Annotated in this window: 24 protein-coding genes; 9 read left to right on the forward strand and 15 right to left on the reverse strand. The window is 58.4% G+C overall.

Annotation, left to right across the window (positions count from 1 at the left end; genetic code table 11):
* Positions 1 to 544: 544 nt before the first annotated feature.
* The 3 genes from GVK32_RS26065 to GVK32_RS26075 are packed head-to-tail and all read right to left on the reverse strand — an operon-like array spanning position 545 to position 3,748.
* Complete coding sequence (locus GVK32_RS26065; RefSeq protein ID WP_159873541.1) at positions 545 to 2,080, reverse strand: DHA2 family efflux MFS transporter permease subunit; 1,536 nt, start codon at positions 2,078 to 2,080, stop codon at positions 545 to 547.
* 10 nt (positions 2,081 to 2,090) lie between these two features.
* Entirely contained in the window at positions 2,091 to 3,269 is a 1,179-nt protein-coding gene (locus GVK32_RS26070) for an efflux RND transporter periplasmic adaptor subunit (RefSeq protein WP_159873543.1), read from the reverse strand.
* Between the two features lie 23 nt (positions 3,270 to 3,292).
* Positions 3,293 to 3,748: a MarR family transcriptional regulator gene (locus GVK32_RS26075; protein ID WP_159873545.1), complete on the reverse strand. Its 456-nt coding sequence runs from the start codon at positions 3,746 to 3,748 to the stop codon at positions 3,293 to 3,295.
* Positions 3,749 to 4,011: 263 nt separating this feature from the next.
* Here GVK32_RS26075 and GVK32_RS26080 point away from each other — a divergent pair, with 263 nt between their 5' ends.
* On the forward strand, positions 4,012 to 5,646 hold the full coding sequence (locus tag GVK32_RS26080) for a mechanosensitive ion channel family protein (RefSeq protein WP_200842945.1): 1,635 nt from the start codon (positions 4,012 to 4,014) through the stop codon (positions 5,644 to 5,646).
* Between the two features lie 49 nt (positions 5,647 to 5,695).
* Here the strand turns inward: GVK32_RS26080 and pcaC are convergent, their stop codons facing one another.
* The 6 genes from pcaC to GVK32_RS26110 are packed head-to-tail and all read right to left on the reverse strand — an operon-like array spanning position 5,696 to position 10,760.
* Positions 5,696 to 6,085: a 4-carboxymuconolactone decarboxylase gene (gene pcaC / locus GVK32_RS26085; RefSeq protein ID WP_159873549.1), complete on the reverse strand. Its 390-nt coding sequence runs from the start codon at positions 6,083 to 6,085 to the stop codon at positions 5,696 to 5,698.
* Positions 6,078 to 6,842, reverse strand: coding sequence for a 3-oxoadipate enol-lactonase (pcaD, locus tag GVK32_RS26090; RefSeq protein ID WP_159873551.1), 765 nt, complete (start codon positions 6,840 to 6,842; stop codon positions 6,078 to 6,080). Before pcaD ends, pcaC begins: the two co-directional genes overlap by 8 nt.
* Positions 6,832 to 8,184 (reverse strand): 3-carboxy-cis,cis-muconate cycloisomerase, encoded by a 1,353-nt coding sequence (locus tag GVK32_RS26095; protein WP_159873553.1) that lies wholly within the window; start codon positions 8,182 to 8,184, stop codon positions 6,832 to 6,834. The genes pcaD and GVK32_RS26095 overlap by 11 nt, the downstream gene beginning before the upstream one ends.
* A gap of 9 nt (positions 8,185 to 8,193) precedes the next feature.
* The gene (pcaF, locus tag GVK32_RS26100) at positions 8,194 to 9,396 is read right to left on the reverse strand and encodes a 3-oxoadipyl-CoA thiolase (protein ID WP_159873555.1); all 1,203 of its coding nucleotides are present in this window, start codon (positions 9,394 to 9,396) and stop codon (positions 8,194 to 8,196) included.
* A 10-nt stretch (positions 9,397 to 9,406) separates the two neighbouring features.
* Positions 9,407 to 10,063 (reverse strand): 3-oxoacid CoA-transferase subunit B, encoded by a 657-nt coding sequence (locus tag GVK32_RS26105; protein ID WP_159873557.1) that lies wholly within the window; start codon positions 10,061 to 10,063, stop codon positions 9,407 to 9,409.
* A gap of 10 nt (positions 10,064 to 10,073) precedes the next feature.
* The gene (locus tag GVK32_RS26110; RefSeq protein WP_159873559.1) at positions 10,074 to 10,760 is read right to left on the reverse strand and encodes a 3-oxoacid CoA-transferase subunit A; all 687 of its coding nucleotides are present in this window, start codon (positions 10,758 to 10,760) and stop codon (positions 10,074 to 10,076) included.
* A gap of 167 nt (positions 10,761 to 10,927) precedes the next feature.
* Here GVK32_RS26110 and GVK32_RS26115 point away from each other — a divergent pair, with 167 nt between their 5' ends.
* On the forward strand, positions 10,928 to 11,734 hold the full coding sequence (locus GVK32_RS26115; RefSeq protein WP_159873561.1) for an IclR family transcriptional regulator C-terminal domain-containing protein: 807 nt from the start codon (positions 10,928 to 10,930) through the stop codon (positions 11,732 to 11,734).
* On the opposite strand, the gene smrA is transcribed toward GVK32_RS26115, so the two are convergent.
* Together smrA and GVK32_RS26125 are read right to left on the reverse strand one after the other, a co-directional pair.
* The gene (gene smrA, locus GVK32_RS26120; RefSeq protein WP_159873563.1) at positions 11,731 to 12,294 is read right to left on the reverse strand and encodes a DNA endonuclease SmrA; all 564 of its coding nucleotides are present in this window, start codon (positions 12,292 to 12,294) and stop codon (positions 11,731 to 11,733) included. The two genes, GVK32_RS26115 and smrA, sit on opposite strands and share 4 nt — an antisense overlap.
* 99 nt (positions 12,295 to 12,393) lie before the next feature.
* Positions 12,394 to 13,305, reverse strand: a complete 912-nt coding sequence (locus GVK32_RS26125; RefSeq protein ID WP_159873565.1) for a LysR family transcriptional regulator — start codon at positions 13,303 to 13,305, stop codon at positions 12,394 to 12,396.
* 166 nt (positions 13,306 to 13,471) lie between these two features.
* Here GVK32_RS26125 and GVK32_RS26130 point away from each other — a divergent pair, with 166 nt between their 5' ends.
* From GVK32_RS26130 to abgT, 3 genes are read left to right on the forward strand one after another with little or no spacing between them, the layout of a single operon-like run.
* The gene (locus GVK32_RS26130; protein WP_159873567.1) at positions 13,472 to 14,782 is read left to right on the forward strand and encodes a M20 family metallo-hydrolase; all 1,311 of its coding nucleotides are present in this window, start codon (positions 13,472 to 13,474) and stop codon (positions 14,780 to 14,782) included.
* Positions 14,782 to 16,227, forward strand: a complete 1,446-nt coding sequence (locus GVK32_RS26135) for a M20 family metallopeptidase (RefSeq protein ID WP_159873569.1) — start codon at positions 14,782 to 14,784, stop codon at positions 16,225 to 16,227. The genes GVK32_RS26130 and GVK32_RS26135 overlap by 1 nt, the downstream gene beginning before the upstream one ends.
* A 59-nt stretch (positions 16,228 to 16,286) precedes the next feature.
* Positions 16,287 to 17,813, forward strand: coding sequence for a p-aminobenzoyl-glutamate transporter (abgT, locus tag GVK32_RS26140; RefSeq protein ID WP_159873571.1), 1,527 nt, complete (start codon positions 16,287 to 16,289; stop codon positions 17,811 to 17,813).
* A 230-nt stretch (positions 17,814 to 18,043) separates the two neighbouring features.
* Here the strand turns inward: abgT and GVK32_RS26145 are convergent, their stop codons facing one another.
* Positions 18,044 to 18,310, reverse strand: a complete 267-nt coding sequence (locus GVK32_RS26145) for a hypothetical protein (protein WP_227697909.1) — start codon at positions 18,308 to 18,310, stop codon at positions 18,044 to 18,046.
* Between the two features lie 128 nt (positions 18,311 to 18,438).
* On the opposite strand from GVK32_RS26145, the gene ogt reads away from it, so the two are divergent.
* The 3 genes from ogt (at position 18,439) to uspE (ending at position 20,988) form a co-directional block, all read left to right on the forward strand.
* On the forward strand, positions 18,439 to 18,954 hold the full coding sequence (gene ogt, locus GVK32_RS26150; RefSeq protein WP_076946828.1) for a methylated-DNA--[protein]-cysteine S-methyltransferase: 516 nt from the start codon (positions 18,439 to 18,441) through the stop codon (positions 18,952 to 18,954).
* 195 nt (positions 18,955 to 19,149) lie between these two features.
* Positions 19,150 to 19,902, forward strand: a complete 753-nt coding sequence (fnr, locus tag GVK32_RS26155; RefSeq protein ID WP_095103185.1) for a fumarate/nitrate reduction transcriptional regulator Fnr — start codon at positions 19,150 to 19,152, stop codon at positions 19,900 to 19,902.
* Positions 19,903 to 20,037: 135 nt separating this feature from the next.
* Positions 20,038 to 20,988 carry a universal stress protein UspE gene (gene uspE, locus GVK32_RS26160; protein ID WP_123708126.1) on the forward strand — a complete coding sequence of 317 codons (951 nt, stop codon included), beginning with the start codon at positions 20,038 to 20,040 and terminating at the stop codon, positions 20,986 to 20,988.
* Positions 20,989 to 21,124: 136 nt separating this feature from the next.
* Here uspE and GVK32_RS26165 read toward each other — a convergent pair whose 3' ends face one another.
* The 3 genes from GVK32_RS26165 to pntA form a co-directional block, all read right to left on the reverse strand.
* Positions 21,125 to 21,313 (reverse strand): YdiH family protein, encoded by a 189-nt coding sequence (locus GVK32_RS26165; RefSeq protein ID WP_041145794.1) that lies wholly within the window; start codon positions 21,311 to 21,313, stop codon positions 21,125 to 21,127.
* Between the two features lie 162 nt (positions 21,314 to 21,475).
* Positions 21,476 to 22,864: a Re/Si-specific NAD(P)(+) transhydrogenase subunit beta gene (gene pntB, locus GVK32_RS26170; RefSeq protein WP_045858484.1), complete on the reverse strand. Its 1,389-nt coding sequence runs from the start codon at positions 22,862 to 22,864 to the stop codon at positions 21,476 to 21,478.
* Between the two features lie 10 nt (positions 22,865 to 22,874).
* Entirely contained in the window at positions 22,875 to 24,404 is a 1,530-nt protein-coding gene (gene pntA / locus GVK32_RS26175) for a Re/Si-specific NAD(P)(+) transhydrogenase subunit alpha (protein ID WP_159873573.1), read from the reverse strand.
* A 520-nt stretch (positions 24,405 to 24,924) separates the two neighbouring features.
* Here pntA and ydgH point away from each other — a divergent pair.
* Positions 24,925 to 25,875, forward strand: coding sequence for a DUF1471 family protein YdgH (gene ydgH, locus GVK32_RS26180; protein WP_123708128.1), 951 nt, complete (start codon positions 24,925 to 24,927; stop codon positions 25,873 to 25,875).
* Positions 25,876 to 26,026 lie beyond the last annotated feature (151 nt).

The following is a 26,026-nucleotide window of genomic DNA, read 5'->3' on the forward strand; positions in this document are numbered from 1 at the left end:
TCAGAACAAACAGTGCAGCGGCTGCGCCCGGCGCTAGATTCGTCGATGAGTTAAGAGGTTATGCCCGTCAGTTAAGCGAATGACGGGCATTTTTGTCTCACCCGCCGCGGCACTCCCCGCCTGACAAAACCGCAATGATGAACGTCAGGTGGCAAAAAGGCATGCAGCAGGGCCCTGGCTCCCCGCTGAAATCGGCGAACCGAAGGCCGGAAGACAAGGGCTGGCCGCCAGGGATGGCGGCAAGAGGCGAATCGAGACAGGAGCGAGCCCCGGAACGGGCGAGCAGGTCGAGTTGAGCCGACCGCAGGCTGCAGGCCGGGAGGTGAGCGCAGTGCGCAGCACCGATTTCCGTGCGGGACCGCGGGGATTGTTAAGGGGAAGACGGTTATCTTCCCCTTAACCCGGTCACCTCGCGCCGAGGCAGCATGTTCTGCCGGGCATCTGGTGAGCGGAACGTCTCCCGGCCGACAAGCCGCAGACCTCGTGGACTAACCCTTAACCCGGTCGCCAGGCCAGCTGACCCGCGTTTCGGCCCCGCTTGTTACTAGTGACCGGCCGAGGGGGCGCCCGGCGCTCCGGCACGGCTGAACGGCGGACGGGCAAACCAGATAACCACGATCAGCGCCATAAAGCCCCAGCCTAACACCCAGAAGTAGTCGATGGTCGACATCATATAGGCCTGCTGCTCGATGGTTTTATCGATCAGCGCCATATGCTGCTGGGTCGCTCCGCCCATCTTCTCCACGTAGTCCACCGCCGCCGGATTATAGGCGGAGACGCTTTCGGTCAGGTTGGCATGGTGGAACACCTCCCGCCGCGACCAGATCCAGGTGGTCAGCGATGAAGCGAACGATCCCCCAAGAACACGGAAAAATGTCGCCAGCCCCGACCCTTCAGCCACTTCGGCACCGTTAAGATTCGACAGTACGATGGTGGTGATCGGCATAAAGAAAAACGCCACGCCGATCCCCATAAACAGCTGCACTTCGGCGATGGTGCGGAAATCGACATCGGTATTGAACTGCGCGCGAATAAGGCAGGACGCCCCCATGGTCAGGAACGAGAGCGAAGCCAGAATACGCAGATCGAAATTATTGGCGTAGCGGCCAATAATCGGCGTCATCATCAGCGGCAGCACGCCCATCGGCGCGGCGGCAAGCCCGGCCCAGATGGCGGTGTAGCCCATCTGGGTTTGCAGCCACTGCGGCAGAATAATGTTGATGGCAAAGAACGCCGCGTAGCCCAGGGTCAGCGAGATCGTACCGATAGCGAAGTTACGGTCCTTAAACAGCCGCAGGTTGACTATCGGATGGCGCTCGCCCAGCTCCCAGATAACGAACGAAACCAGCGAAATCGCCGAAATCGTCGACATCACCACGATATGGATTGAGGCAAACCAGTCGAGGTCGTTGCCTTTATCCAGCACCACCTGCAGCAGACCGACGCCAAGCACCAGCAGCGCAATGCCGATGTAGTCAATCGGCGCATGGGTGGTAGTCTCTTCACGCTCGCGCATCTGCGTCCAGACCACAATCGCGGCAAAGATGCCGATCGGCACGTTGATGTAGAAAATCCACGGCCAGGAGTAGTTATCGGTGATCCAGCCGCCGGTAATGGGGCCGACAATCGGCGCCACAACCGTCACCATCGACAGCAGCGCGAGCGCCATGCTGCGCTTGCTCGACGGGAAGATAACCAGCAGCAGCGTCTGGCACATCGGGAACATCGGCCCAGCGAAGAAGCCCTGCAGGGCGCGAAAGATAATCAGCTCGGTCATACTGTGGGCAAACCCGCACAGGAACGAGGTCAGGGTGAACATCATCACCGAGCCGATAAACAGCTTTAGCTGGCCGAAGCGCCGGGTAAACCAGCCGGTCAGCGGCAGCGCAATGGCGTTACACACCGCAAACGAGGTAATAACCCACGTCCCCTGATCGGCACTCACCCCTAGGTTGCCGGCGATCGTCGGCAGCGCCACGTTGGCAATCGTGGAGTCCAGCACCTGCATAAACGTGGCCAGCGACAGCGCGAGCACCGCCAGCCACATATTGGGCGGCGTAAATGCGGCCTTATCTTGCATAACGTCTCTCTTAACGGGCGCCGGCGGCTACCGCTTTGCTGTTGTCATGAAGGATTTTAGCCACCAGCTGGTCCGCCTGTTCCAGCGGGTTCTGATACACATCCGTGGTGAAACGCGGGGCGCTAACGGTTTGCTGCGGCAGCAGATGGCCGTCGGTATCGCGAATATCAACGCGAACGTTCATCGACAACCCCACACGCAACGGGTTTTTCTGCATATCATGCGGGTCCAGCGTGATGCGCACCGGCAGACGCTGGACGATTTTGATCCAGTTGCCGCTGGCGTTCTGCGCCGGCAGCAGCGAAAACGCGCTGCCGGTGCCGATGCCCAGGCTCTCAATGGTGCCGTGGTACTCCACGTCGTCGCCGTAGAGATCCGCGCTTAGCGTCACTTTCTGCCCCAGGCGCATCGCGCTCATCTGGCTCTCTTTGAAGTTGGCATCGACCCACACCTCATTCAGCGGCACGATAGCCATCAGGGTGGTCCCGGAATCGACGCGCATGCCGAGCTGGACCGCGCGTTTGGCCACAAAGCCGCTGACCGGCGCAACGATGGTGCTGCGCGAATTATCCAGATAGCGCTGACGCAGCGTGGCTACCGCGCTTTTAATTTCGGGATGGCTGTCGATAACCGTATCATCAACCATCGCGGTGTTGGTGCGTAACGCCTCCTGAGCGGCGGCTAAGTCGCTCTGCGCGCTGGTGACCGCGTCGCGATAGTGGGAGAGATCTTCCGCCGCGATGGCGCCGCTCTGAAAGATTTTCTGCCGCCGGGCGTAGTCGTTTTGCGCCGTCTGCAGGGCAACCCTTTTCGCCGCTACCTGCGCGCGGTAGTTATCCGCCGTGCTGTAGAGCCCGCGAACCTGGCGCACGGTGTTAGCCAGATTGGCCTCCGCCTGCTGCAGCGCAATTTCGGTATCGCTCGGGTCGAGCAGCACCAGCGGCTGCCCCTTCTGCACAAAATCCCCCTCGTCCACCGTGACCTGGGTCACCGTGCCGCCGATTTGCGGAGTGAGCGTCACCTGGTTGCCGTTAACGTAGGCATCGTCGGTCGATTCATAGTAGCGTGCATACAGCAGGTACCATGCCAGGCCGCCGCCGGCGGCCAGCAGCAGAATAATCAGTAAAATAATAAAGTTGCGTTTGCGCTTGCTGCCGCGCTCGGCGTGCTGTGCAGGTGTGGTTTCCATCTTGTCCGGACCTTCTTAATACGTTAGCGATGAGGAGCAACAATTTCGTCTGGCAGCATTTTTGTCATTAGCTCTACCAGTAAACGAGACTCGTCGGGGGTCAGTCGGGCGGTAAGGTCGCTGATGATTGACGCCAGCGCTTCATTAACAAAGCGCTCGCAAATCAGCTCGCCTTTGCCGGTCAGCGCCAGCACGACCTGCCGCTTATCCTGCGGATTAGGTGAACGGTTGATGAGATCGCGCTTGACCATCCGATCCACCATGCGGCTCATCGCCCCGGCGTCCATGACCAGATTTTTGCTGATCTCAACCGGACTGGTGACGCCCTTATAGATGCTGATCAGTACCTTAAACTGGGCGGCAGTGATATCCATGCCGGAGAAGTACTGGCTAATGAGCTGATCTTTATACTGGTTTGCCAGATGGATTAATAAACCCAGATGGAACTTGTTATTGATAATACCCGGATGCTTATTCATGATATTTGCCTGGTCAATAATTACAAATGAAATTACTGACCAGGCATTTATTTGTCAATGTCGTGTCAAGAAGATCGCACATTTTGTCAGCCCGCCCCTGCACGGATCGCGTCACCAGCCGCAATAACCGCCCCCTGTGGTCCATTTTCTGTCGGCGCTTGTATTCGCTTATCGCTGGTCTATGCTCAAATCAGAGTCTGCTCAGCGTGTCGCGTTGAGCAACTGAAAAATAACAATAATTTCTAATTTTTTGGGTGCAGCATATGAACAGGATACCGATGTTATTGTTGGCATGGCTTTCGCTGTGCCTGGCCTTCCCGCTGTCGGCGGCGGAACCCCGCCAGCAGCCCACCCCGCGCGAAGATGCCCGTACGGTCAAAATCTTCCACCAGCCGATTGTGATGCTGCAGGCTACTTTCGGGCAGACCACCCCCGAAGAGCGCGTGCTGCGGATCCGCAATATGCTGCGGGCCTTCACCGAAGCCGATATCAGCCAGCCGCTACAGGTGGTTCCGGTCACGCGTTATAACCAGCAGGGCCGTTTGTTTCTGATGAACGGCAAGCCGATTATGATGTTGAGCCAGGCGGACCTTGATGAAGGTGATGACCTGACCCTTGACCAGGCGACGCAGCGCGTACTGGCCAGAATGGAGGCACAGCGCAGCTCGCTGCGTGAACAGTACAACAAAACCTATCTGGCACTGGCTGTCGTGAAGGTTCTCGTTGGCACCCTGGTGCTGGCTGCGATCTACTACGCGGCCTGGCGTTCCTGGCGCCGGGTGCGCCGCTTCTTTCATCTGCGGATCCTTGAAAAGCGCAGCTGGATCCCGCAAAGCTGGCGACGTTTCCTTGGCAATATCGAAACCAAACTGTATGCCCTGCTGATGATTCTGCTGGGCATCCTCGCGCTTTACGCCTGGCTGAGCTGGGCGTTTGGCCTGTTTCCGTGGACCCGGGTGTGGAGTGAATCGCTTGGTGACTGGTCGGTGGGCGTCCTGAAGGAGATCGCGCTGTCAATCGCCTCCGCCCTGCCAGGCCTGATGATCGTGCTGATTATCCTGCTGATCACCTGGTTTTTTATCCGTCTGGTCAAACTGCTGCTGAGCCAGGTGGAGGCCGGACGGCTGCACATTCCCGGCCTGCATCCGGAAACCGTCGGCGCCACCCGCAAGCTGATCTCGGTAGCGATCTGGCTGTTTGCCCTTTCGGCAGCCTATCCCTTCCTGCCCGGCGCTAATTCACTGGCTTTTAAGGGAATTAGCGTCTTTTTCGGCCTTATGTTGACCCTGGGTTCCGCCGGCGTCATGAACCATGCCATGAGCGGGCTGGTGCTGATTTACTCCCGCGCGTTGCACAAAGGGGATGTAATCCGCATTGCCGATAACGAGGGTAAAGTCAGTGAAATCGGTATGCTGGCGACCAAAATCATCACCCGGGAAAACTACGTGGTGACGGTGCCAAATGCGGTGGTCGTCAGCGGAAAAATTACCAATCTCAGCGCGTCAAACAACGACACCGGCGGCAACGGTATTAACCTCACCACCGGCGTGACCATCGGCTATGACACCCCGTGGCGTCAGGTGCAGGCCATGCTCGAGCTGGCGGCACATCGCGCGCCGGGCATCGATCACCGCCAGCCGCCGCTGGTTCGCCAGTTGGGCCTGATGGACTGGTATGTCTCCTACGAGCTGCAGGTCAGGCTGCTGGCGGAAACCTCGCTGTCCGACGCCCGTACCGCGCTGCACAGCAATATTCAGGATGTTTTCAATGAATTTGGCGTCCAGATCATGTCGCCGAACTTTGTGATGCAGCCGAAGGGATCGGTGGTGGTGGCGAAAGAGGACTGGTATGCCGAACCGGCGCTGGCGCCGCAGCAAGATGATGTGAAATCAGTGTAACGTCATTGCTGGCCGGCTCGCGCATTGCGACCGGCCAGCACCCTCAGGATTAAGCCGTTTTACCGTCCAGCTCATCGAACACCTGCTGCGCCAGATGCAGGGTGGCGTTGGCCGCCGGCAGGCCGCAGTAGAGCGCCGAGTGCATGATCAGCTCTTTCAGCTCCTCGCGGGTGACGCCGTTATTAAACGCCGCCCGCAGATGCATTTTCAGCTCCGCCTCGCGGTTGAGAGCAATCAGCATCGCGATGGTGATCATGCTGCGGGTGTGATGGTCCAGACCGGGCCGGGTCCAGGTTTCGCCCCACGCGTAACGGGTAATAAAATCCTGAAACTCTTCATTGAGCGGGGTCAGATTGTGCAGCGTGCGGTCAACGTGGGCATCGCCCAGCACTTTGCGACGCACCTTCATACCCTGCTCATAACGCGCCTTATCATCCATGCTGTTCCCCCTGGAAGAAGCCCAGCAGCGCGGCGCTAAATTCGGCCGGCGATTCGATACTGGAGAGGTGCGATGCCGCGACCACCACCACCTGCGATGCCGGGATCTGTTGATGCAGGAAGTTGGCATCCGCCACGGTGGTGACAGGGTCACTTTCCCCGGCGATAATCAGCGTCGGCACGCTGATTTGCCCGACTTCTGCCCGCAGGTCAGCGCCCGCCAGCGCTTCACAGCAGGCGGCATAGCCCTCGACATCGCTATGGGTCAGCTGATGGCACAGGGATTCGACCACCTCCGGCGCCTTCTGGCGAAAGGCGTGGCTAAACCAGCGATCCGCCGCACCGGCGGCCACCACGTCCATCCCCTCCTGACGTACGGCCCGCGCCCGCGAGAGCCAGCTGGCCTGATCGCCAATGCGCGCTGCGGTGTTGGCCACCGCGATACCGTAAAAACGTTCGGGCGCAAAACGTCCCAGCCACAGCCCGGTCAGGCCGCCCATGGAGATACCGCAGAACCAGGCTTTGGCGATATTGAGCTGATCGAGCAGCTCGATGACATCTTCGCCAAGCTGCGCCAGCGTCACCTTGCCGGATTTGCTGGTTTTACCATGGCCGTGAGTATCGTAGCGCAGCACGCGGAACTGGCGAGTTAAGGCCGCGAGCTGCGGCTGCCACATTTCGCGGGTCGTGCCCAGCGAGTTCGAAAGCACAATGACCGGCGCGCCTTCCGGCCCGTCCAGCTGATAATCAAGGTTCATGCCGTTGCTCCTTGTAACGCGCCAGCACCTGGCGCACAAAATAGTCGGCGCTGCCGGTGGCCGTGGCCGGATCCAGCAGCTGCGTTAAACGGGAAGTCGGGAGATGCTGGCTGACCTGCGGGTCGTTCTCCAGCAGCGTCAGCAACGGGCGGGATTCGTCGATTGCCCGCCGACACAGCGCCTCAATGCAGTGGTGGGCATCGGCTTTGCCGATAAACTCCGCCAGCGCCAGGGTCACCGCTTCCGCCATAATCAACCCGTGGGTGATATCGAGGTCGGCGCGCATTTTCTGCGGGAACACCTGCATGTCGCGAACCAGGATCTCGCTCTGCGCCAGCGCGCCGCCGACGAGGGTAATCAGCTCCGGGAGCGTCTCCCACTCTGCCTGCCAGCCGCCGAGCGCGCGCTCATGCTGCTGGATCTGGCTGGCGTACAGCGTCGCCACCAGACCGGGCGTGCGCTGGGCGGCCGTTAAAATGGCGCTGCAGGCGATCGGGTTGCGCTTGTGCGGCATGGTGGAGGAACCGCCGCGCCCTTCTGCTATCGGCTCGCCCACTTCCGCCACTTCGGTCTGCATCAGTAACGAGAAATCGTTGGCAAATTTGCCGAGAGTGCCGCACAGGCCGGCGAACCAGGCGCCGACCTCCAGCAGCCGGTCGCGCTGGCTGTGCCACGGGGTGTCCGGCAGCGCCAGGCCAAGCTCGGTCGCCAGCCGCCCGGTGACCTCCGGTCCGTGCCCTTTTAGCGAGTCGAGGGTGCCCGCCGCGCCGCCAAACTGCAGCACCAGCACCCGCGGGCGCATCTCCCTCAGCCGCTGCTGCCAGCGCAGCAATGCATCCAGGGAGCCCGCCAGCTTCAGGCCGAAGGTCACCGGCAGCGCGTGCTGCATCCAGGTCCGGCCCGGCATCACGGTGTGTTGATAGCGCTCTGCCTGCTGAGCGAAAGCGTCGATCAGCCGCTGAAGCAGCTGGTCGGTGTCGTCGAGCGCGCCGCGCAGCTGTAGCACCAGGCCGCTGTCGATAGCATCCTGGCTGGTGGCTCCCCAGTGAACATAGCGCGCGGCCTCAGCGTCGTGCGCTTTGACCCTGGCCGTCAGCTGTTTTACCAGCGGGATCGCCAGATTACCGGCGTTAGCCGCCGCCAGCCCGAGAGCGGGAAAATCGATCTGCGCCTGCTGGCAGGCGTTGACTACCGGCGCAACGGCCGCCTGGGGCACGATGCCGCAGGCGGCCTGCGCGCGGACCAGCGCCGCTTCAAAATCCAGCATCCTCTGTACCCGCTGTGCGTCGCCAAACCAGTCGGTCAGCGGACTGCCGCGCAACATTGGGGTCAACAAGCTCATTCGCGCTCCTTACACTCGTTCAATAATCAGCGCAATCCCCTGGCCGACGCCGATGCACATGGTGCACAGCGCATAGCGGCCACCGCTGCGACGCAGCTGGTAGGCCGCAGTCATGGCCAGACGCCCGCCAGATGCCCCTAAAGGATGGCCGAGGGCAATCGCGCCGCCGTTGGGATTGACGTGCGCCGCATCATCCGGCAGCCCCAGATCGCGGGTAACAGCCAGTGCCTGAGCGGCGAACGCTTCGTTCAGTTCAATCACGTCCATCTGGCCCAGCGTCAGTCCGGTCAGCGCCAGCACTTTACGTACTGCCGGAGCCGGACCGAAGCCCATAATTCTTGGCGCGACCCCGGCGGTCGCCACGCCGACAACGCGCGCCAGCGGCTGCAGGTCGTTCGCCATCAGCGCCTGCTCGCTGGCCAGCAGCAGCGCGCAGGCCCCATCGTTGACCCCGGAGGCATTCCCGGCGGTCACCGAACCGTCCGGCCGCACCACCCCTTTGAGTTTCGCCAGCGCCTCAGCGGAGGTGCTGCGCGGATGCTCATCCCGGGTAAACAGCAGCGGTTCGCCTTTCCGCTGGGGGATAGAGACGGCAATCAGTTCGTCGTCGAAACGCCCGGCTTCCTGCGCCTGAGCGGTACGCATCTGGCTGCGCAGCGCAAAAGCATCCTGATCGGCACGCGAGATGCCAAAATCTGTCGCCACGTTTTCGGCGGTCTCCGGCATCGAATCCACGCCGTACAGCGCTTTCATCCGGGCGTTGATAAAACGCCAGCCGATGGTGGTGTCTTCAATCTGCATGTTCCGGCTGTAGGCGTTCTCGGCCTTACCCATCACGAAAGGCGCCCGCGACATGCTCTCTACGCCGCCGGCAATCATCAGCTGAGTTTCGCCGCTTTTAATGGCCCGCGCTGCGACGCCGATCGCATCAAGACTCGAGCCGCACAGACGGTTAATGGTGCTGCCCGGCACCGTTTGCGGAAGTCCGGCCAGCAGCAGCGCCATGCGCGCGACGTTGCGGTTATCTTCCCCGGCCTGGTTTGCACAGCCATAAATCACGTCATCGATGCGCGAAGGATCCAGCCCCGGATTGCGCTCCAGCAGCGCCTTGAGCGGCAGCGCACCTAAATCATCGGCGCGCATCGGCGCCAGGGTGCCCGCAAAACGACCGAAGGGTGTACGCACCGCATCACAGATAAATGCCTGATTCATCATAGGTTCCTTACGCGCTTTTCGCCAGATGTTCGAAGGTCAACGCCACCGGAGTGATGCGCTGCAGCTCCTCAAAAGAGAGGCCGTTGAAGATTTCCCGCACCACCGGGCCGCCGGGGGTGATATCGATAACCGCGAGATCGGTGTAAATTCGGCTGACGCAGCCAACGCCGGTGAGCGGATAGCTGCAGTGTTCAACCAGTTTGCATTCGCCGTCGCGGGTCAGGTGGTCCATCATCACGAAGACCTGACGCGCGCCGATGGCCAGATCCATCGCCCCGCCCACCGCCGGAATCGAATCCGGGGCGCCGGTGCTCCAGTTGGCGAGATCGCCGGCGGCAGAGACCTGGTAAGCGCCCAGCACGCAGATATCGAGGTGGCCGCCGCGCATCATGGCAAAGGAGTCGCCGTGGTGGAAGAAACAGCCGCCTTTGAGCAGCGTGACGTACTCTTTCCCGGCGTTAATCAGCTCCGGATCCTCTTCGCCGGGCTGCGGCATGCCGCCCATGCCCAGCAGGCCGTTTTCACTGTGCAGGAACACCTCTTTATCCGCGGGCAGATAGTTGGCGATGCGGGTCGGTAAACCGATACCGAGGTTCACATAGGCCCCTTCCTGGATATCGCGTGCCACGCGCTGGGCCATTTCATCACGAGTTAATTTTTGCATCGCTGGCTCCTCAGGCGCTTTGTGCGGTAACGGTGTTTTCCAGCGAGAAGACGCGCTGGACAAAAATCCCCGGAGTAATGATATTTTCCGGATCCAGTTCGCCAAGGGTGACCAGACGGGAGACCTCAACGATGGTGGTTTTGGCGGCGGTCGCCATGATCGGGCCAAAGTTGCGCGCCGCTTTGCGGTACACCAGGTTGCCCCAGCGGTCGGCGTGATGGGCCTTGATCAGCGCAAAATCGGCCTTAATCGGATATTCGAGAACGTAGTGGCGCCCGTCGATTTCGCGGGTCTCTTTGCCTTCCGCCAGCGGCGTGCCGTAGCCGGTCGGGGTGAAAATCGCCCCCAGTCCAGCTCCAGCGGCCTGAATACGTGCGGCCAGATTGCCCTGCGGAACCAGCTCCAGCTCGACTTTGCCGCGACGATACAGGTCGTCAAAAATCTGTGAGTCTACCTGACGTGGGAAAGAGCAGATCATCTTGCTCACCCGTCCGGCCTTCAGCAGCGCCGCCAGGCCCACCTCACCGTTGCCCGCGTTGTTGTTGATGATGGTTAGGTCGCGGGCGCCCTGCTCAATCAGGGCATCAATCAGGTACGTTGGCTGACCGGCGGGACCAAAACCGCCGATCATGATGGTCGCGCCGTCGTGGATCCCGGCGATGGCATCGCTTAGCGTCGACACGCTTTTATCAATCATCAGGTCGCTCCTTTATGTGCGGTAATCGCACTCATATACGTTGTTCGCACAAAATGTGACCCGCTTAACGATGTTGGTCAAGGGCGATAATCGAAATATGGTGCGATAATCGAACATCGTATATCTTTAGCGAAAGAATGTGATCGATGGCAAATATGGAGAACAAAATGGAGAAGCATCCAGACGATTTACTGACCGGCGATAGCGACCCGTTTAAGGGTGACCCGAACTTTATGGCCTCGCTGGCACGCGGGCTGGAGGTGATTCAGGCATTCACCCCGCAGCGCCCGGCGCTGTCGATCTCACAGATCAGCCAGAAGACCGGCATTCCGCGCGCGGCGGTGCGCCGCTGCCTCTATACGCTGGGCAAGCTGGGGTTTGTCTATGCCGAAGATGGCAAGAATTTTCAGCTGCGCCCGCGCATCCTCGCCCTGGGCCACGCCTGGCTGGCCTCAACCCCGCTGGCGCGTTCGGCCCAGCCGGTGCTCAAGCATCTGAGCGAAATGCTTAACGAATCCTGCTCCATCGCCACCCTCGACGGCGACGATATTCTCTACATTGCCCGCGCCTCCAGCTCGCGCATTATGACTATCGATCTGGATATTGGCAGCCGCCTGCCGGCCTGGGCCACCTCGATGGGCCGGGTGCTGTTAAGCCATCAGCCGGAGGAGAAGCTGAACGATATGCTGGGCCGGGTGACGATGATTCGCTATACCCCGCAGACGGTGGATTCGGTGAATAAGCTGCGCGCCGAGCTCAAGCGCGTCCATCAGCAGGGCTATGCGCTGAACGATCAGGAACTGGAGATGGGGCTGCGCTCGCTGGCGGTGCCGCTGTTTAACCCACAGGGACAGGTTCAGGCGGCGCTGAACGTCGGCGTCCATGCCGGGCAGGTTTCAACTCGCGAAATGCTGGATCGGGTGCTGCCCGAGCTGCAAAAAGCGGCCCGGGAGCTGACGCTGCTGCTGCGCTAGCGGCTGCGTTTGGCGTGGCGCTCCCAGTTTTCCTGCTTTGCCTCGGCGGATTTGCGCAGGGCGACGTAGCACGCCCCGCTGCCGCCGTGATGGGCTGAGGCGACGCAAAACGCCTGCACTTCGGTAAGTTCTTCCAGCCAGCGTGCCAGGTAGCTGCGAATAATATTGGGGTGAGCATTGTCGTCGCGCCCTTTGCCGTGAACAATCAGCACGTTGCGCAGCGACTCCTTCTGCGCCTGGAGCACAAAGGCAAACAGCATTTGCCGACACTTCTCGACCGGCTGGCGCAGCAGATTGAGGCTCGCCTGCTGGCTGTATTTCCCCAACCGCAGCTTGTCCAGCACGCCGTTTTGCAGCCCTTCGCGTTTAAATTCCAGCGGCGTCGCCAGCGGCACAATATCGAGATAACCGGTGGTGAGAATATTATCCAGCTGCAGGATATCCAGACGCTGCACCGGGCGGCTATTGCGCTCGGGATGCCAGTGCACGTCATTCCCGCGTTTCAGCGGCTGGACATCTTCCATGGCGCCAAGAAATAGCGATTTGTCGTCAAGATTCATGAGCACTCCTCCGGCTACTACCGAGGGCTACTATAGCCGCCGTACCCTGGCGGCTCAATGCGTTTGTCGACAACCGCGGGCAAAGTGAAGCGTGGCGCTTCAGTCAGGAAACTGGTGACGGCTCTGGCGACGAAACTGAGTGATCAGCGATGCGGTCAGCGGCGTCTGGCGCATATCCCGCCGCTGGATCAGGTAATAGGTTGCTTTGGGTAACGTTTCGCGCACGTTAATCATCACCAGCTTGTCGGCAATCATCGGGTCGCTCCCCAGCTCCACCGGCAAAATGCTGAGAAAATCGCTCTGCACCACCAGGCTGATGCAGGAGGAGAAAGTTTCGCACACGATGCCGACATGGGGGATCTGCGCCCGGTGGCTGAACAGATCCTGGAGCTGTTTAAAGTAGCTGCCGCGCGGCGTCGGCATGGTCCAGCTGTAGTCCAGCAGCGCATCGATTGAGGTGGCCTGCGCCGCGGGGTGCCCCGTACGTGCGAAGACCGCAAACGGCTTTTCAAACAGCTTTTCAAAGCTGAATTCGTGGTCGTAAGGGCCGGGATAGTAGGTATTGATGGTGAAGTCGAGTTCGCCCTGACGCAGTTCGTTGATCATCGACAGCAGCTGGCCTTCCATGATCCGCACCTTCACCAGCGGGTGCTGCTGATGGAAACGGCAAATCACCGACGGCATCAGCGAACGCGCGACGCTGGCGCCCAGACCAATATTAATCTGCCCGGTCAGCGCCCCCTGGCGTTGCAGCAGATCCTCCTGCGCCGCCCGCAGCTCCTCAATAATCAGGCTGGCATGCTGATAGAAGCTTTCGCCATTCTCCGTCAACGATACCCCCTGGCTGCGGCGCACGAACAGCTGAGCCGACAGCCCCTCTTCCAACTCTTTAATCGCCTTGGTCAACGCCGGTTGCGACAGCGCCAGGGTGCGGCTGGCACCGCGAATGCTGCCCTGGCGCGCGACCTCAACGAAGGTGCGAATTTGATGAAATTTGATCTGAAAAGACATCGTCGTGGTGATAACCGTTGTTTATCAAACAGAAGAAAATGGCATCTACTGTAATGCAAACTGTTGTGGCAACGTAAGAATGTGCTGACGAAAAACCCGCCAGTGATAAGTAAAAGCTATCACACCGTGAACAACATCACATTTTTAAATATGACAGGACCTGGTTATGCCGCTACTCAATGAATACATCCACCAGCTGGTGCCGGAAATGACGCAATGGCGTCGCGATTTACACCACTATGCCGAGTCCGGCTGGCTCGAGTTTCGTACCGCCAGCAAGGTCGCTGAGATCTTACATCGGCTGGGCTATGACCTGGCACTGGGCCGCGATGTCATCGATGCCGGGAGCCGAATGGGATTGCCGGATGAGACGACCCTCGCCAGCGCCTTTTTACGCGCCCGTGAACAGGGTGCGCCGGAGCCGTGGCTGAGCGCCTTTGAAGGCGGCTTCACCGGGGTGGTCGCGACCCTGGATACCGGGCGCCCCGGGCCGACGCTGGCCTTTAGGGTCGATATGGACGCCCTCGACCTGAACGAGCAGACCGATGACCATCACCGCCCGTACCGCGAGCATTTTGCCTCCTGCAATCAGGGGATGATGCACGCCTGCGGCCATGACGGCCACACCGCAATTGGCCTCGGACTGGCCCACGTGCTGAAGCACTATGCCGACCGGCTAAACGGGGTGATTAAACTGATCTTCCAGCCTGCCGAAGAAGGCACCCGTGGGGCGCGGGCGATGGTCGCGGCGGGGGTGCTCGATAACGTCGATTACTTCACCGCGATTCATATCGGCACCGGCGTGCCGGTCGGCACGGTGGTGTGCGGCGGGGATAATTTCATGGCGACCACCAAATTCGACGTTGAGTTCGCCGGCGTCGCGGCGCACGCGGGCGGCAAACCGGAAGACGGTCGTAACGCCCTGCTTGCCGCCGCCCAGGCGGCACTTGGTCTGCACGCTATCGCCCCACACAGCGCGGGGGCCTCGAGGGTCAACGTCGGGGTGATGCAGGCGGGTACCGGCCGCAATGTGGTCCCTTCCGGCGCCCTGCTCAAAGTCGAAACTCGCGGTGAAACCGAAGCCATCAACCAGTATGTCTTTGAGCGGGCGCAGGCGGTGATCGACGGCGCCGCGGCGATGTACGGTGCTAGCGTCAACGTCCGGCTGATGGGGGCCGCTACCTCCAGCGTGCCTTCACCGGCATGGGTCAACTATCTGCGCGAACAGGCCGCCCAGACCCCGGGGGTTGAACAGGCCATCGACCGTATCGCCGCTCCGGCTGGCTCGGAAGATGCCACCCTGATGATGGCCCGGGTGCAGGAGCAGAACGGCCTGGCCTCGTACATGATTTTTGGCACCGAGCTCAGCGCCGGGCATCACAACGAACGGTTCGATTTCGATGAGAACGTTATGGCCATGGCCGTTGAAACCTTAGCGCTCACCGCCCTTAATTTTCCCTGGCACCGAGGTGTGTAATGGAGAATATCTATCGCTTTGTCGATGAGACCATCGACGCCCGCGCAGCTGAATTTAGCGCCATCGCCGATGAGATCTGGGATCACCCGGAAACACGCTTTGAAGAGTTCTGGTCCACCGGGCGGCTGGCGGCGGCGCTCGAAGCTGAAGGTTTTCAGCTTACCCTTGACGCCGGCGGGATCCCCAACGCCTTTATTGCCAGCGTCGGTCACGGCAAACCGGTTATCGCCCTGCTGGGTGAATACGACGCGCTGGCGGGGCTGAGCCAGCAGGCGCACTGCGCGCATCAGACCAGCGACACGCCGGGTGAGAATGGTCATGGCTGTGGTCATAACCTGCTGGGTACCGCCGCCTTTGCCGCCGCCGTGGCTGGCAAAAACTGGCTGCAACAGCACGGCGGCAGCGGCACCCTGCGTTTCTACGGCTGCCCTGGCGAAGAAGGCGGTTCCGGCAAAACTTTTATGGTTCGCGAAGGCCTGTTTGACGATGTCGATGCCGCCTTGACGTGGCACCCGGAAGCCTGGGCCGGCATGTTCAGCACCAGCACGCTGGCCAATATTCAGGCGGCCTGGCGCTTCAGCGGTACCGCCGCCCATGCCGCGAATTCGCCGCATCTTGGCCGCAGCGCCCTCGATGCCGTCACCCTGATGACCACCGGCACCAACTTCCTCAACGAGCACATCATTGAGAAAGCCCGCGTCCACTATGCCATCACCGACAGCGGCGGTATTTCGCCGAACGTGGTGCAGGCGCAGGCAGAAGTGCTCTATTTAATTCGCGCGCCGGAGATGGCGGATGTGCAGCAGATCTACGCGCGCATCGAAAAAATCGCTCAGGGCGCCGCACTGATGACCGAGACCACCGTCAGTTGCCGCTTCGAAAAAGCCTGTTCCGGCTATCTGCCGAATCGCACGCTGGAAGCGGCAATGTATGAGGCGGTCTGCCGCTTTGGCACCCCATCGTGGAGCGAGGAGGATCGCGCCTTCGCCAGCGAGATCCGCGCGACCCTCAGCGAAAACGACCGCAACAACAGCCTGAACAATATCGCTATTACCGGCGGTGAAGCGGGAAAAACCTTTGCCCGCCGCCATCGCGATACCCTGCTGGCAGACGAAGTCGCCCCCTGGAGCGCGACCGACAACATCCTGGCAGGATCGACCGATGTGGGCGATGTCAGTTGGAAAGCCCCGGTAGCCCAATGTTTCAGCCCCTGTTTTGCCATCGGGACGCCGCTGCACAGCTGGCAACTGGTGAGCCAGGGACGAACCGCCATTGCCCACAAGGGCATGCTGCTGGCAGGAAAAGTGCTGGGGGCGACGGCAATTCGCCTGCTCAGCGACCCGGCGCTGCGACAAGCCAGTCAGCAAGAACTGGCGCGGCAGCTGGCGGAGAGACCCTATTACTGCCCGATCCCGCAAAACGTGACACCGTCACCTTTAAAATAATAAAACAATAACCAACACAACAACATAACAACCGACACAACGACGACTGAGGAATGCCCATGAGTATGTCATCCATCCCGTCGCCTTCCCCCAGCGGGAAGCTATATGGCTGGGTTGAGAAGGTCGGGAATAAGGTCCCGCATCCTTTTTTGCTGTTTATCTATTTGATCGTGGCGTTGGCGCTGGCTACCGCCGCACTTTCCGCCTTTGATGTCAGCGTGATTAACCCGACGGATGGTTCCAGCGTCGCGGTGAAGAACCTGCTGAGCATTGAAGGGCTGCACTGGTTTTTGCCTAATGTGATCAAGAATTTCAGCGGTTTTGCGCCGCTGGGAGCGATTCTCGCGCTGGTTCTCGGCGCCGGGCTTGCCGAGCGGGTGGGCCTGCTGCCGGCGTTGATGGCCAAAATGGCCTCCCACGTCAGCGCGCGCTACGCCAGCTATATGGTGTTGTTTATCGCCTTTTTCAGCCATATTTCGTCTGACGCCGCCCTGGTGATTATGCCGCCGTTGGGGGCGTTGATGTTTCTTGCCGTTGGTCGGCATCCTGTCGCCGGGCTGCTGGCAGCGATTGCCGGCGTCGGTTGCGGGTTTACCGCAAATTTGCTGATCGTCACCACCGACGTGCTGCTGTCCGGAATTAGCACCGAGGCAGCAAAAACCCTCGATGGCTCGCTGCACGTCAGCGTGATCGATAACTGGTACTTTATGGCCAGTTCGGTGATCGTGCTGACCCTGGTGGGTGGCCTGATCACCGATAAACTTATTGAACCGCGGCTGGGGAAATGGGAAGGTCGCAGCGAGGATGCCCTGCAGGCGCTGACGCCGGAGCAACGGTTTGGGCTGCGGGTCGCCGGGATTGCGGCGCTGGTGTTTATCGCCCTGATTGCCATTATGGTGGTGCCGGAGAACGGCATTTTGCGCGATCCCGTCGCCCACACGGTGATGCCCTCACCGTTTATTAAAGGCATTGTGCCGCTGATCATCTTTTTCTTCTTTTTCGTCTCCCTGGCGTACGGTATCGCCACCGGGAAAATTCGCCGTCAGGCCGATTTACCGCCGTTAATGATCGAGCCAATGAAAGAGATGGCCGGATTTATCGTGATGGTGTTCCCGCTGGCCCAGTTTGTTGCCATTTTCAACTGGAGCAATATGGGGAAATTTATGGCGGTGGGGTTGACTGACTTGCTGGAGCACGCCGGATTAAACGGCATTCCGGCTTTCGTGGGCCTGGCACTGCTGTCGGCGTTTTTGTGCATGTTTATCGCCAGCGGTTCGGCAATCTGGTCCATTCTGGCGCCAATCTTTGTGCCGATGTTTATGTTACTCGGTTTTCACCCGGCCTTTGCGCAGATTCTGTTTCGCATCGCCGATTCCTCAGTGCTGCCGCTGGCGCCGGTATCGCCGTTTGTCCCGCTGTTTCTCGGCTTCCTGCAACGCTATCGCGCGGATGCAAAACTCGGGACGTACTATTCGCTGATGCTGCCCTACCCGCTAATATTCCTCGTGGTCTGGCTGCTGATGCTGGTGGCGTGGTATTGGCTGGGTTTGCCGATTGGTCCGGGTATTTACCCGCGTCTGCACTAACGGAGAGAACGAGGTGGCCAGGGTCTGGCCACCATCAGAATCAGAAGTGCTTCTTCTTAAACTGCATCCCTTTCAGCGTCTTATAAACAGACTCGACCATCATAGAGGCAGCGTTAATCAACAACGCACTGATAATTAAGATTACAATCCCAGTCAGAATGTATTGCATATCGTTACCTTTTAGGTTGGCAAAAAAATGCCAACACCGGGGTGCTGGCAAAATAATTGACTCAAGGAATGCCTGTATATTTATACGCGGCGCCGGGTGCCTCCCGATGAATTAGCCAGTTCAAACTAATCCGCGTGCGTATGACAAACTGCATAGAGAGATGAACTGAACGCTCCTCCGCATAGGGGAATTTACCGCCCGGAGAAAGTAGCAAAATCCATTCACACCCGCGCGGCGTAATTAATACAAAATTAAATATCGCGGGACCCGCTGCGATTTGATTTTGCTTCTGCCCTGCAGGCAGCTGCAAAATGGAAAACATACTCATAGATTCGCCCCTTCAGCCACGCCGCTCGCCGTTCACCTTTATGGAGTATAGTTGCCCTTCAGGATGACGTGATATCTTGTGTTCAGGGTGCAGTAATAATCATTTGAATCAGGTAATAAGGAAAAACGATGCTGATACTGCTTCAGGACAAAATCGATACCCCGGTCGGGCCGCTATGGATCATTTGCGACGAGCAGTTCCATCTGCGAGCCGTTGAGTGGGAGGAGCACAGCGCGCGGATGGAGCAGCTGCTGGAGCTGCACTATCGCCATGAAGGGTATCAGCGCGTGGATTCTCATAACCCGGGCGGGCTGAGCAGCAGGCTCGGCGACTATTTCGCCGGTGACCTTGCGGTTATCGAAACGCTGCCAACGGCGACGGCGGGCACCCCGTTTCAACGCGAGGTCTGGAAAACGCTGCGTACCATCCCCTGCGGCCAGGTCATGCACTACGGCCAGCTGGCGGAGGCATTAGGTCGTCCTGGCGCCGCGCGGGCGGTCGGGGCGGCCAACGGCTCTAATCCGGTCAGTATCGTGGTGCCCTGCCACCGCGTCATCGGACGTAACGGCACCATGACCGGCTACGCGGGCGGCGTGCAGCGTAAAGAGTGGTTATTGCGCCATGAGGGGTATTTGCTTCTTTGACCGTAAGTGCCTTTTATCGGAAACATCCGGTAACTTTACAATCAAATATGCTCAGACATCTTATTTCTTATCAATGAGATAGAAGAGGTAATCGCTTCCCCCTTTTAATATTACGTGTTTCATCGGTTCGAGGCTTACCTGCTCACCAAAAAGATGTTAAAATTGACCAATATCAATTAAGGCTTGAGCAGACTTATGATCCCGGAAAAGAGAATTATACGACGCATTCAGTCTGGCGGTTGTGCAATCCATTGTCAGGATTGCAGCATCAGCCAGCTTTGCATCCCTTTTACTCTGAACGAGCACGAGCTTGATCAGCTTGATAATATCATCGAGCGAAAAAAGCCTATCCAGAAAGGACAGACTCTGTTCAAAGCCGGCGATGAGCTGAAGTCGCTGTACGCCATTCGTTCAGGCACCATCAAAAGCTACACCATTACCGAACAGGGCGACGAGCAGATTACCGGCTTCCACCTGGCGGGTGATTTGGTTGGTTTTGACGCGATCGGCACCGGTCTCCACCCGAGCTTTGCTCAGGCGCTGGAAACCTCAATGGTCTGCGAAATTCCCTTCGAAACCCTGGACGACCTCTCAGGCAAGATGCCGAATCTGCGTCAGCAGATGATGCGTCTGATGAGCGGCGAGATCAAAGGCGATCAGGATATGATCCTGCTGCTTTCCAAAAAGAACGCCGAGGAGCGCCTGGCGGCCTTTATCTACAATCTTTCTCGTCGTTTTGCCCAGCGCGGCTTCTCGCCTCGTGAGTTCCGTCTGACCATGACCCGTGGCGATATCGGGAACTATCTCGGCCTGACCGTAGAAACCATCAGCCGTCTGCTGGGACGTTTCCAGAAAAGCGGCATGCTGGCGGTTAAAGGTAAATATATCACCATCGAAAACAGCGACCTCCTCTCCCAACTGGCTGGTCAGGCGCGTAACGTCGCCTGATAGCCCGATCCCTTCGCCAGATCGCTAATTTTTTCTTATTTGTTGATCTGGCCAGGGTCATCCCCTGTTTCAATTCATCTAGATAGGTTATCTTTTTAATTACAGACTGCAGTTACAGTTGTAAGGAGACCCTGTATGGCAAAGTATCAGAACATGCTGGTAGTAATCGATCCTAACCAGGACGACCAGCCCGCACTGCGGCGCGCGGTATACCTACACCAACGGATTGGTGGCCGCATTAAAGCCTTTTTGCCGATCTATGATTTCTCATATGAGATGACGACCCTGCTGTCTCCCGACGAGCGAACGGCTATGCGCCAGGGCGTGATCAGCCAGCGCAGCGCCTGGATCAAGGAGCAGGCCCGGTTCTATATTGAGTCCGGGATCCCAATTGATATCAAGGTGGTATGGCACAACCGCCCCTTCGAAGCCATCATTCAGGAAATTATCAGCGACAAGCATGATTTAGTGCTGAAAATGGCGCACCAGCACGACAAGCTGGAAGCGGTCATTTTCACCCCTACCGACTGGCATCTTCTGCGTAAGTGCCCGTGTCCGGTATGGATGGTTAAAGACCAGCCGTGGCCCGAGGGCGGCAGAGCGCTGGTGGCGGTCAACCTTGCCAGCGAAGAAAACTACCACGACTCGCTGAATGAGAAACTGGTCAAAGAGACGCTTGAGCTGGCGGAGCAGGTTAACCACACCGAGGTCCACCTGGTGGGCGCTTATCCGGTTACGCCTATCAATATCGCCATTGAGCTGCCTGATTTCGATCCCAGCATCTATAACGACGCGATTCGCGGCCAGCACCTGCTGGCGATGAAAACGCTGCGGCAAAAGTTTGCCATTGACGAGAGCCGTACCCACGTCGAGAAGGGTCTGCCGGAAGAGGTGATTCCCGATCTGTCCGAGCATCTGCAGGCGGGGATTGTCGTCCTGGGCACCATCGGGCGTACCGGACTGTCGGCGGCCTTCCTCGGCAACACCGCCGAGCAGGTGATCGACCATCTGCGCTGCGATCTGCTGGTGCTGAAACCGGATCAGTACAAAACGCCGGTTGAACTGGACGACGAAGACGACGACTGATCTCTGGTCGCCAACCGTCGTCGCCAACTCCCCCGCCACCGCGGGGGATTTTTTTGCCCGCCGCCTCGCACAGAGCGTAAAAAAGGGCCTTCCGGCCCCCTTCATCAGCGATGCATATCAGCTGAAGCGATACTTTTTAATGGATACCTAAGCGCCAGGCGTGGTCGATCTCTTCTTTCAGTTCAATGGAGGAGAGCGACATTAAATCGGCAAATTCCAGCTCGAGAAGTTTAAATTTTTTCAGGTACTGTGCGGGGGTTAAAGCTGTAGGGTCACGACGCAGAAATTCGATGGCCATTTGCGCGGGGGTCAATTCGGTATCCATAATATCCTCAGTGTGTTGAAAAAACCTCCCTATTATAGCACCCCAGGGCGATTAATTTATGAGCAATAAGTGGGCTGGCGCGCTATATAAAAAAGCCGTCTCAACGGAGACGGCTTCAGAAGCAAACGTTTTATAGCGACTTTAGTCCGCGCTCTTCAGGCATTACAGCGCTTTCAGAATCGCATCCACGCTGGCTTTGGCATCGCCAAACAGCATGTGGGTGTTCTCCTTGAAGAACAGCGGGTTCTGCACGCCGGCGTAGCCGGTGTTCATCGAACGTTTGAAGACCACCACGTTCTGCGCTTTCCAGACTTCCAGCACCGGCATACCGGCGATAGGGCTTTTCGGATCGTCCTGCGCGGCCGGGTTAACGGTATCGTTGGCGCCGATAACCAGCACGGTGTCGGTGTCGGTGAAGTCATCGTTGATTTCATCCATTTCCAGCACCACGTCGTACGGAACCTTGGCTTCCGCCAGCAGCACGTTCATATGCCCAGGCAGACGACCGGCAACCGGGTGAATACCGAAGCGCACCTTGATACCGCGAGCGCGCAGACGTTCGGTGATTTCCGCAACCGGATACTGAGCCTGGGCTACCGCCATTCCGTAGCCCGGGGTAATGATCACCGAGTGCGAGTTTTTCAGCATTTCAGCGGTATCTTCTGCGCTAATTTCACGGTGCTCGCCCACTTCATCATCGCTGCCGGACGAGGAACCATCGGTACCAAATCCGCCGGCAATGACGCTGAAGAAGGAGCGGTTCATGGCCTTACACATGATGTAGGACAGAATCGCACCGGAAGAACCGACCAGCGCACCGGTGACGATCAGCAGATCGTTGCTCAGCATAAAGCCCGCCGCCGCCGCCGCCCAGCCTGAGTAGGAGTTCAGCATCGATACCACTACCGGCATGTCCGCACCGCCGATGGAGGCCACCAGGTGCCAGCCAAACGCCAGAGCGATAACGGTCATCACCAGCAGCGCCAGAACCTGCGTCGCGGTGCTATCGGTGCGAACAAAGGCCACCAGCAGGACAAAGGAGACGACCAGCGCCGCGAGGTTCAGCTTATGACGGTTCGGCAGCATCAGCGGCTTGGAGGACATCTTGCCGCACAGCTTGCCAAAAGCCACGATGGAGCCGGTAAAGGTCACCGCACCGATGAAGATGCCAAGGAACACTTCGGTCAGATGAATATTGACCAGAATCTGCTCCATGCCGGTTTCATGCTGCAGGTAGCTGTTAAAGCCCACCAGCACCGCCGCAAGGCCGACGAAGCTGTGCAGTACCGCCACCAGTTCCGGCATTTCGGTCATTTCGACTTTCTTCGCCAGACGGATACCGATGGCGCCACCGATAACCATCGCCAACAGGATCCACGCGACGTTGCTGCTGTCCGGCCCCAGGATGGTGGCGATCAGCGCGATCGCCATCCCGGCAACGCCGAAGTAGTTGCCCTGCTGAGACGACTCGTGCTTTGACAGCCCTGCGAGACTAAAAATAAAGAGGATCGCGGCAACAATGTATGCAGCTGTAACTAATCCACCAGACATTTGTTACCCCTTATCCTTTGCGGAACATTTTCAGCATGCGCTGAGTGACGGTGAAACCACCAAAAATATTAATGCTGGCGATCAGCACCGCGATAAAGCTCAGCACGCTGACCCAGCCGCCGTGGCCTATCTGCAGCAGCGCCCCGACAACGATAATCCCCGAGATGGCGTTTGTGACCGACATCAGCGGCGTATGCAGCGCGTGCGACACGTTCCACACCACGTAGTATCCGACCACGCAGGAGAGCGCAAAGACGGTAAAGTGGCCGAGGAACTCCTTCGGCGCCACGTTAGCCAGCCAGCCAAACAGGATAATCGCCAGCGCCATCAGCGCGTATTTGCGCCACGGCGAAACCGGTTTTTTCGCTTCAACAGGTGCTTCAACCTTCTTCGCGGCGGCCTGCGGCTGGGCGGAGACCTGAATCGGCGGCGCCGGCCAGGTCACTTCCCCGTCGCGAACAACCGTTACGCCACGTACCACAACGTCATCGAAATCGATGGCAATGTTGCCGTCCTTCTCTTTGCACAGCAGCTTGATCAGGTTGACCAGGTTGGTGCCGTAGAGCTGGGATGACTGGGTCGGCAGGCGGCCAGGCAGATCGGTATAGCCGATGATTCTCACCCCGTTGGCGGTGGTCACCACTTCGCCAGGCACGGTGTATTCACAGTTGCCGCCGTTCTGCGAGGCCAGATCGACCACCACGCTGCCGGAAGTCATCGAGTCAACCATTTCGCGGGTAATCAGCTTCGGCGCCGGTTTGCCGGGGATCAGCGCCGTGGTGACGATGATATCGACCTCTTTCGCCTGGGCGGCAAACAGCGCCATTTCGGCTTTAATAAAGGCTTCGGACATCACTTTGGCATAGCCGTCGCCGCTGCCCGCCTCTTCTTTAAAGTCCAGCTCAAGGAACTCGGCGCCCATACTCTGCACCTGCTCTTTGACCTCAGGACGGGTGTCGAACGCGCGAACGATCGCTCCCAGGCTGTTGGCGGCGCCAATCGCGGCCAGGCCGGCAACGCCGGCGCCGATCACCATCACCTTGGCTGGCGGAACCTTGCCCGCGGCGGTGATCTGCCCGGTGAAGAAGCGGCCAAATTCGTGCGCGGCCTCGACGATGGCGCGATAGCCGGCAATGTTGGCCATCGAGCTTAAGGCATCCAGCGACTGGGCGCGCGAAATACGCGGCACCGAATCCATCGCCATCACGGTTACATTGCGGGCAGAGAGTTTTGCCAGCAATTCCGGGTTCTGCGCCGGCCAGATAAAGCTCACCAGCGTGGTGCCTGGATTCAGTAAAGCAATTTCATTCTCGTCAGGCGCATTCACCTTGAGAATAACAGGCGACTGCCAAACTTCGGCGCCGTCCACAACCTCAGCGCCTGCCTGAGCAAATGCCTCGTCATCGAAACTTGCCAGCTGGCCCGCGCCGCTTTCAACTGCGACGGTAAAACCCAGCTTGAGCAGCTGCTCCACCGTTTTCGGCGTGGCCGCTACGCGGGTTTCATTGGCTAACCGTTCTTTTGGTACCCCGATACGCATAGTTTTCCCTTTCATCGGTTTTTGATGATGGTTTTCTCTTCTGACAGCCGACGATCCGCTGGCAAAACGCGCCGGCTCGGATATTCGACTGAAAAAATGAAACAGTAACAAACTTTTTATAACCTACTGAAAATACCGATTGTGATCTACTGCGATAAAACAGAATTTTTGATTTTATTGGTAAAACGCGCGGCAAACTGCGTCAGGCAGCAATATTTACCTTAAATTTATAAGCGAGCCTGATAATTCGCTTAGCTTAAGCAGTAATACGCAATTAATCGCCAGCCAGAACATCGCATTAACATTACATTAACTTATTAAAGCGATATCGATTATCGATTTTGCTGGTCAAGAGGCTGTTTTTTCAACATATCGGAAAATGTTATATTATTGTGACGCGCGTTTCGGGCGGTTAGCAAAAATTGACGCAGACAGTCACTCCTTTTAAATGCAATAATCGAGCGTTTTCAGTCAACAACAATACCTGTACATGGTTTGCGCAAGGCAAAGGACTATTTTTATGAATCTTAAGAACTCACTCCTGGCGTCTGCTCTCCTGGCTACGACCGCGCTGTCTGCCCATGCAGCGACCGAGCTGACTCCGGAGCAGGCGGCGGCGCTGAAGCCCTACGATCGCGTGGTCATCACCGGCCGTTTTACTGCGATTGGCGATGCGGTTAAGGCGGTCTCCCGCAAGGCCGACAAAGACGGCGCAGCCTCCTTTTATGTTGTCGACACCTCAGACTATGGCAACAGCGGTAACTGGCGCGTAACGGCAGATCTTTATAAAGACAACGCCCAGAAGGCCGATGCCCCAAAAAATCGCATGATTAATGGGATCATGGAGCTGCCGAAAGACCAGGCCGTTGAGCTGGAACCGTTTGACACCGTGACCGTGCAGGGCTTCTATCGCAGCCAGCCTGAAGTTAACGATGCCATCACCAAAGCGGCGAAAGCAAAAGGTGCGGCCTCTTTCTTCATCGTTCGTCAGGTGGATGCTAACCAGGGTGGCAACCAGCGCATCACCGCTTATGTTTATAAAGCCGATGCCAAAAAACGCGTTCTGCAGAGCCCGGACGCGATTCCTGCCGATTCTCAAGCCGGGCGCGCAGCGCTGGCTGAAGGCGGCGCCGCGGCTAAAAACGTGGAAATTCCCGGCGTGGCAACCACCGCAGCCGTCGGCTCCGGTACTGGCGTAGGCCGCTTCTTCGAAACGCAGTCCTCAAAAGGTGGGCGTTACACTGTCACGCTTCCTGACGGCACGAAGATTGAAGAAGTGAATAAGATCACCGCGGCACAGATGGCCCCGTTCGATAGCATTAAGTTCACCGGTAACTACGGCAATATGACCGAAGTTTCCTACCAGGTGGCCAAACGTGCGGCGAAGAAAGGCGCGAAGTATTACCACATCACCCGCCAGTGGCAGGAACGCGGTGGCAACATGACCATCAGCGCCGACCTGTATAAATAACGACACCTTAGCTGAACAAAAAGGCGGCGCTTTGCCGCCTTTTTGCTTTTTTTCATCCGCCGCCATTGCATGCGCACAAGACACTCCGTAAAATCCCGCGCCTTAGCGTAATCGTCCATTTTATGCGATTTAGCCAAATAAATATTCTTTA

Origin of the sequence: Klebsiella sp. 18074 (assembly GCF_902705905.1) — a bacterium.
In the GTDB taxonomy this organism is placed as follows: Bacteria; Pseudomonadota; Gammaproteobacteria; order Enterobacterales; family Enterobacteriaceae; genus Klebsiella; species Klebsiella terrigena.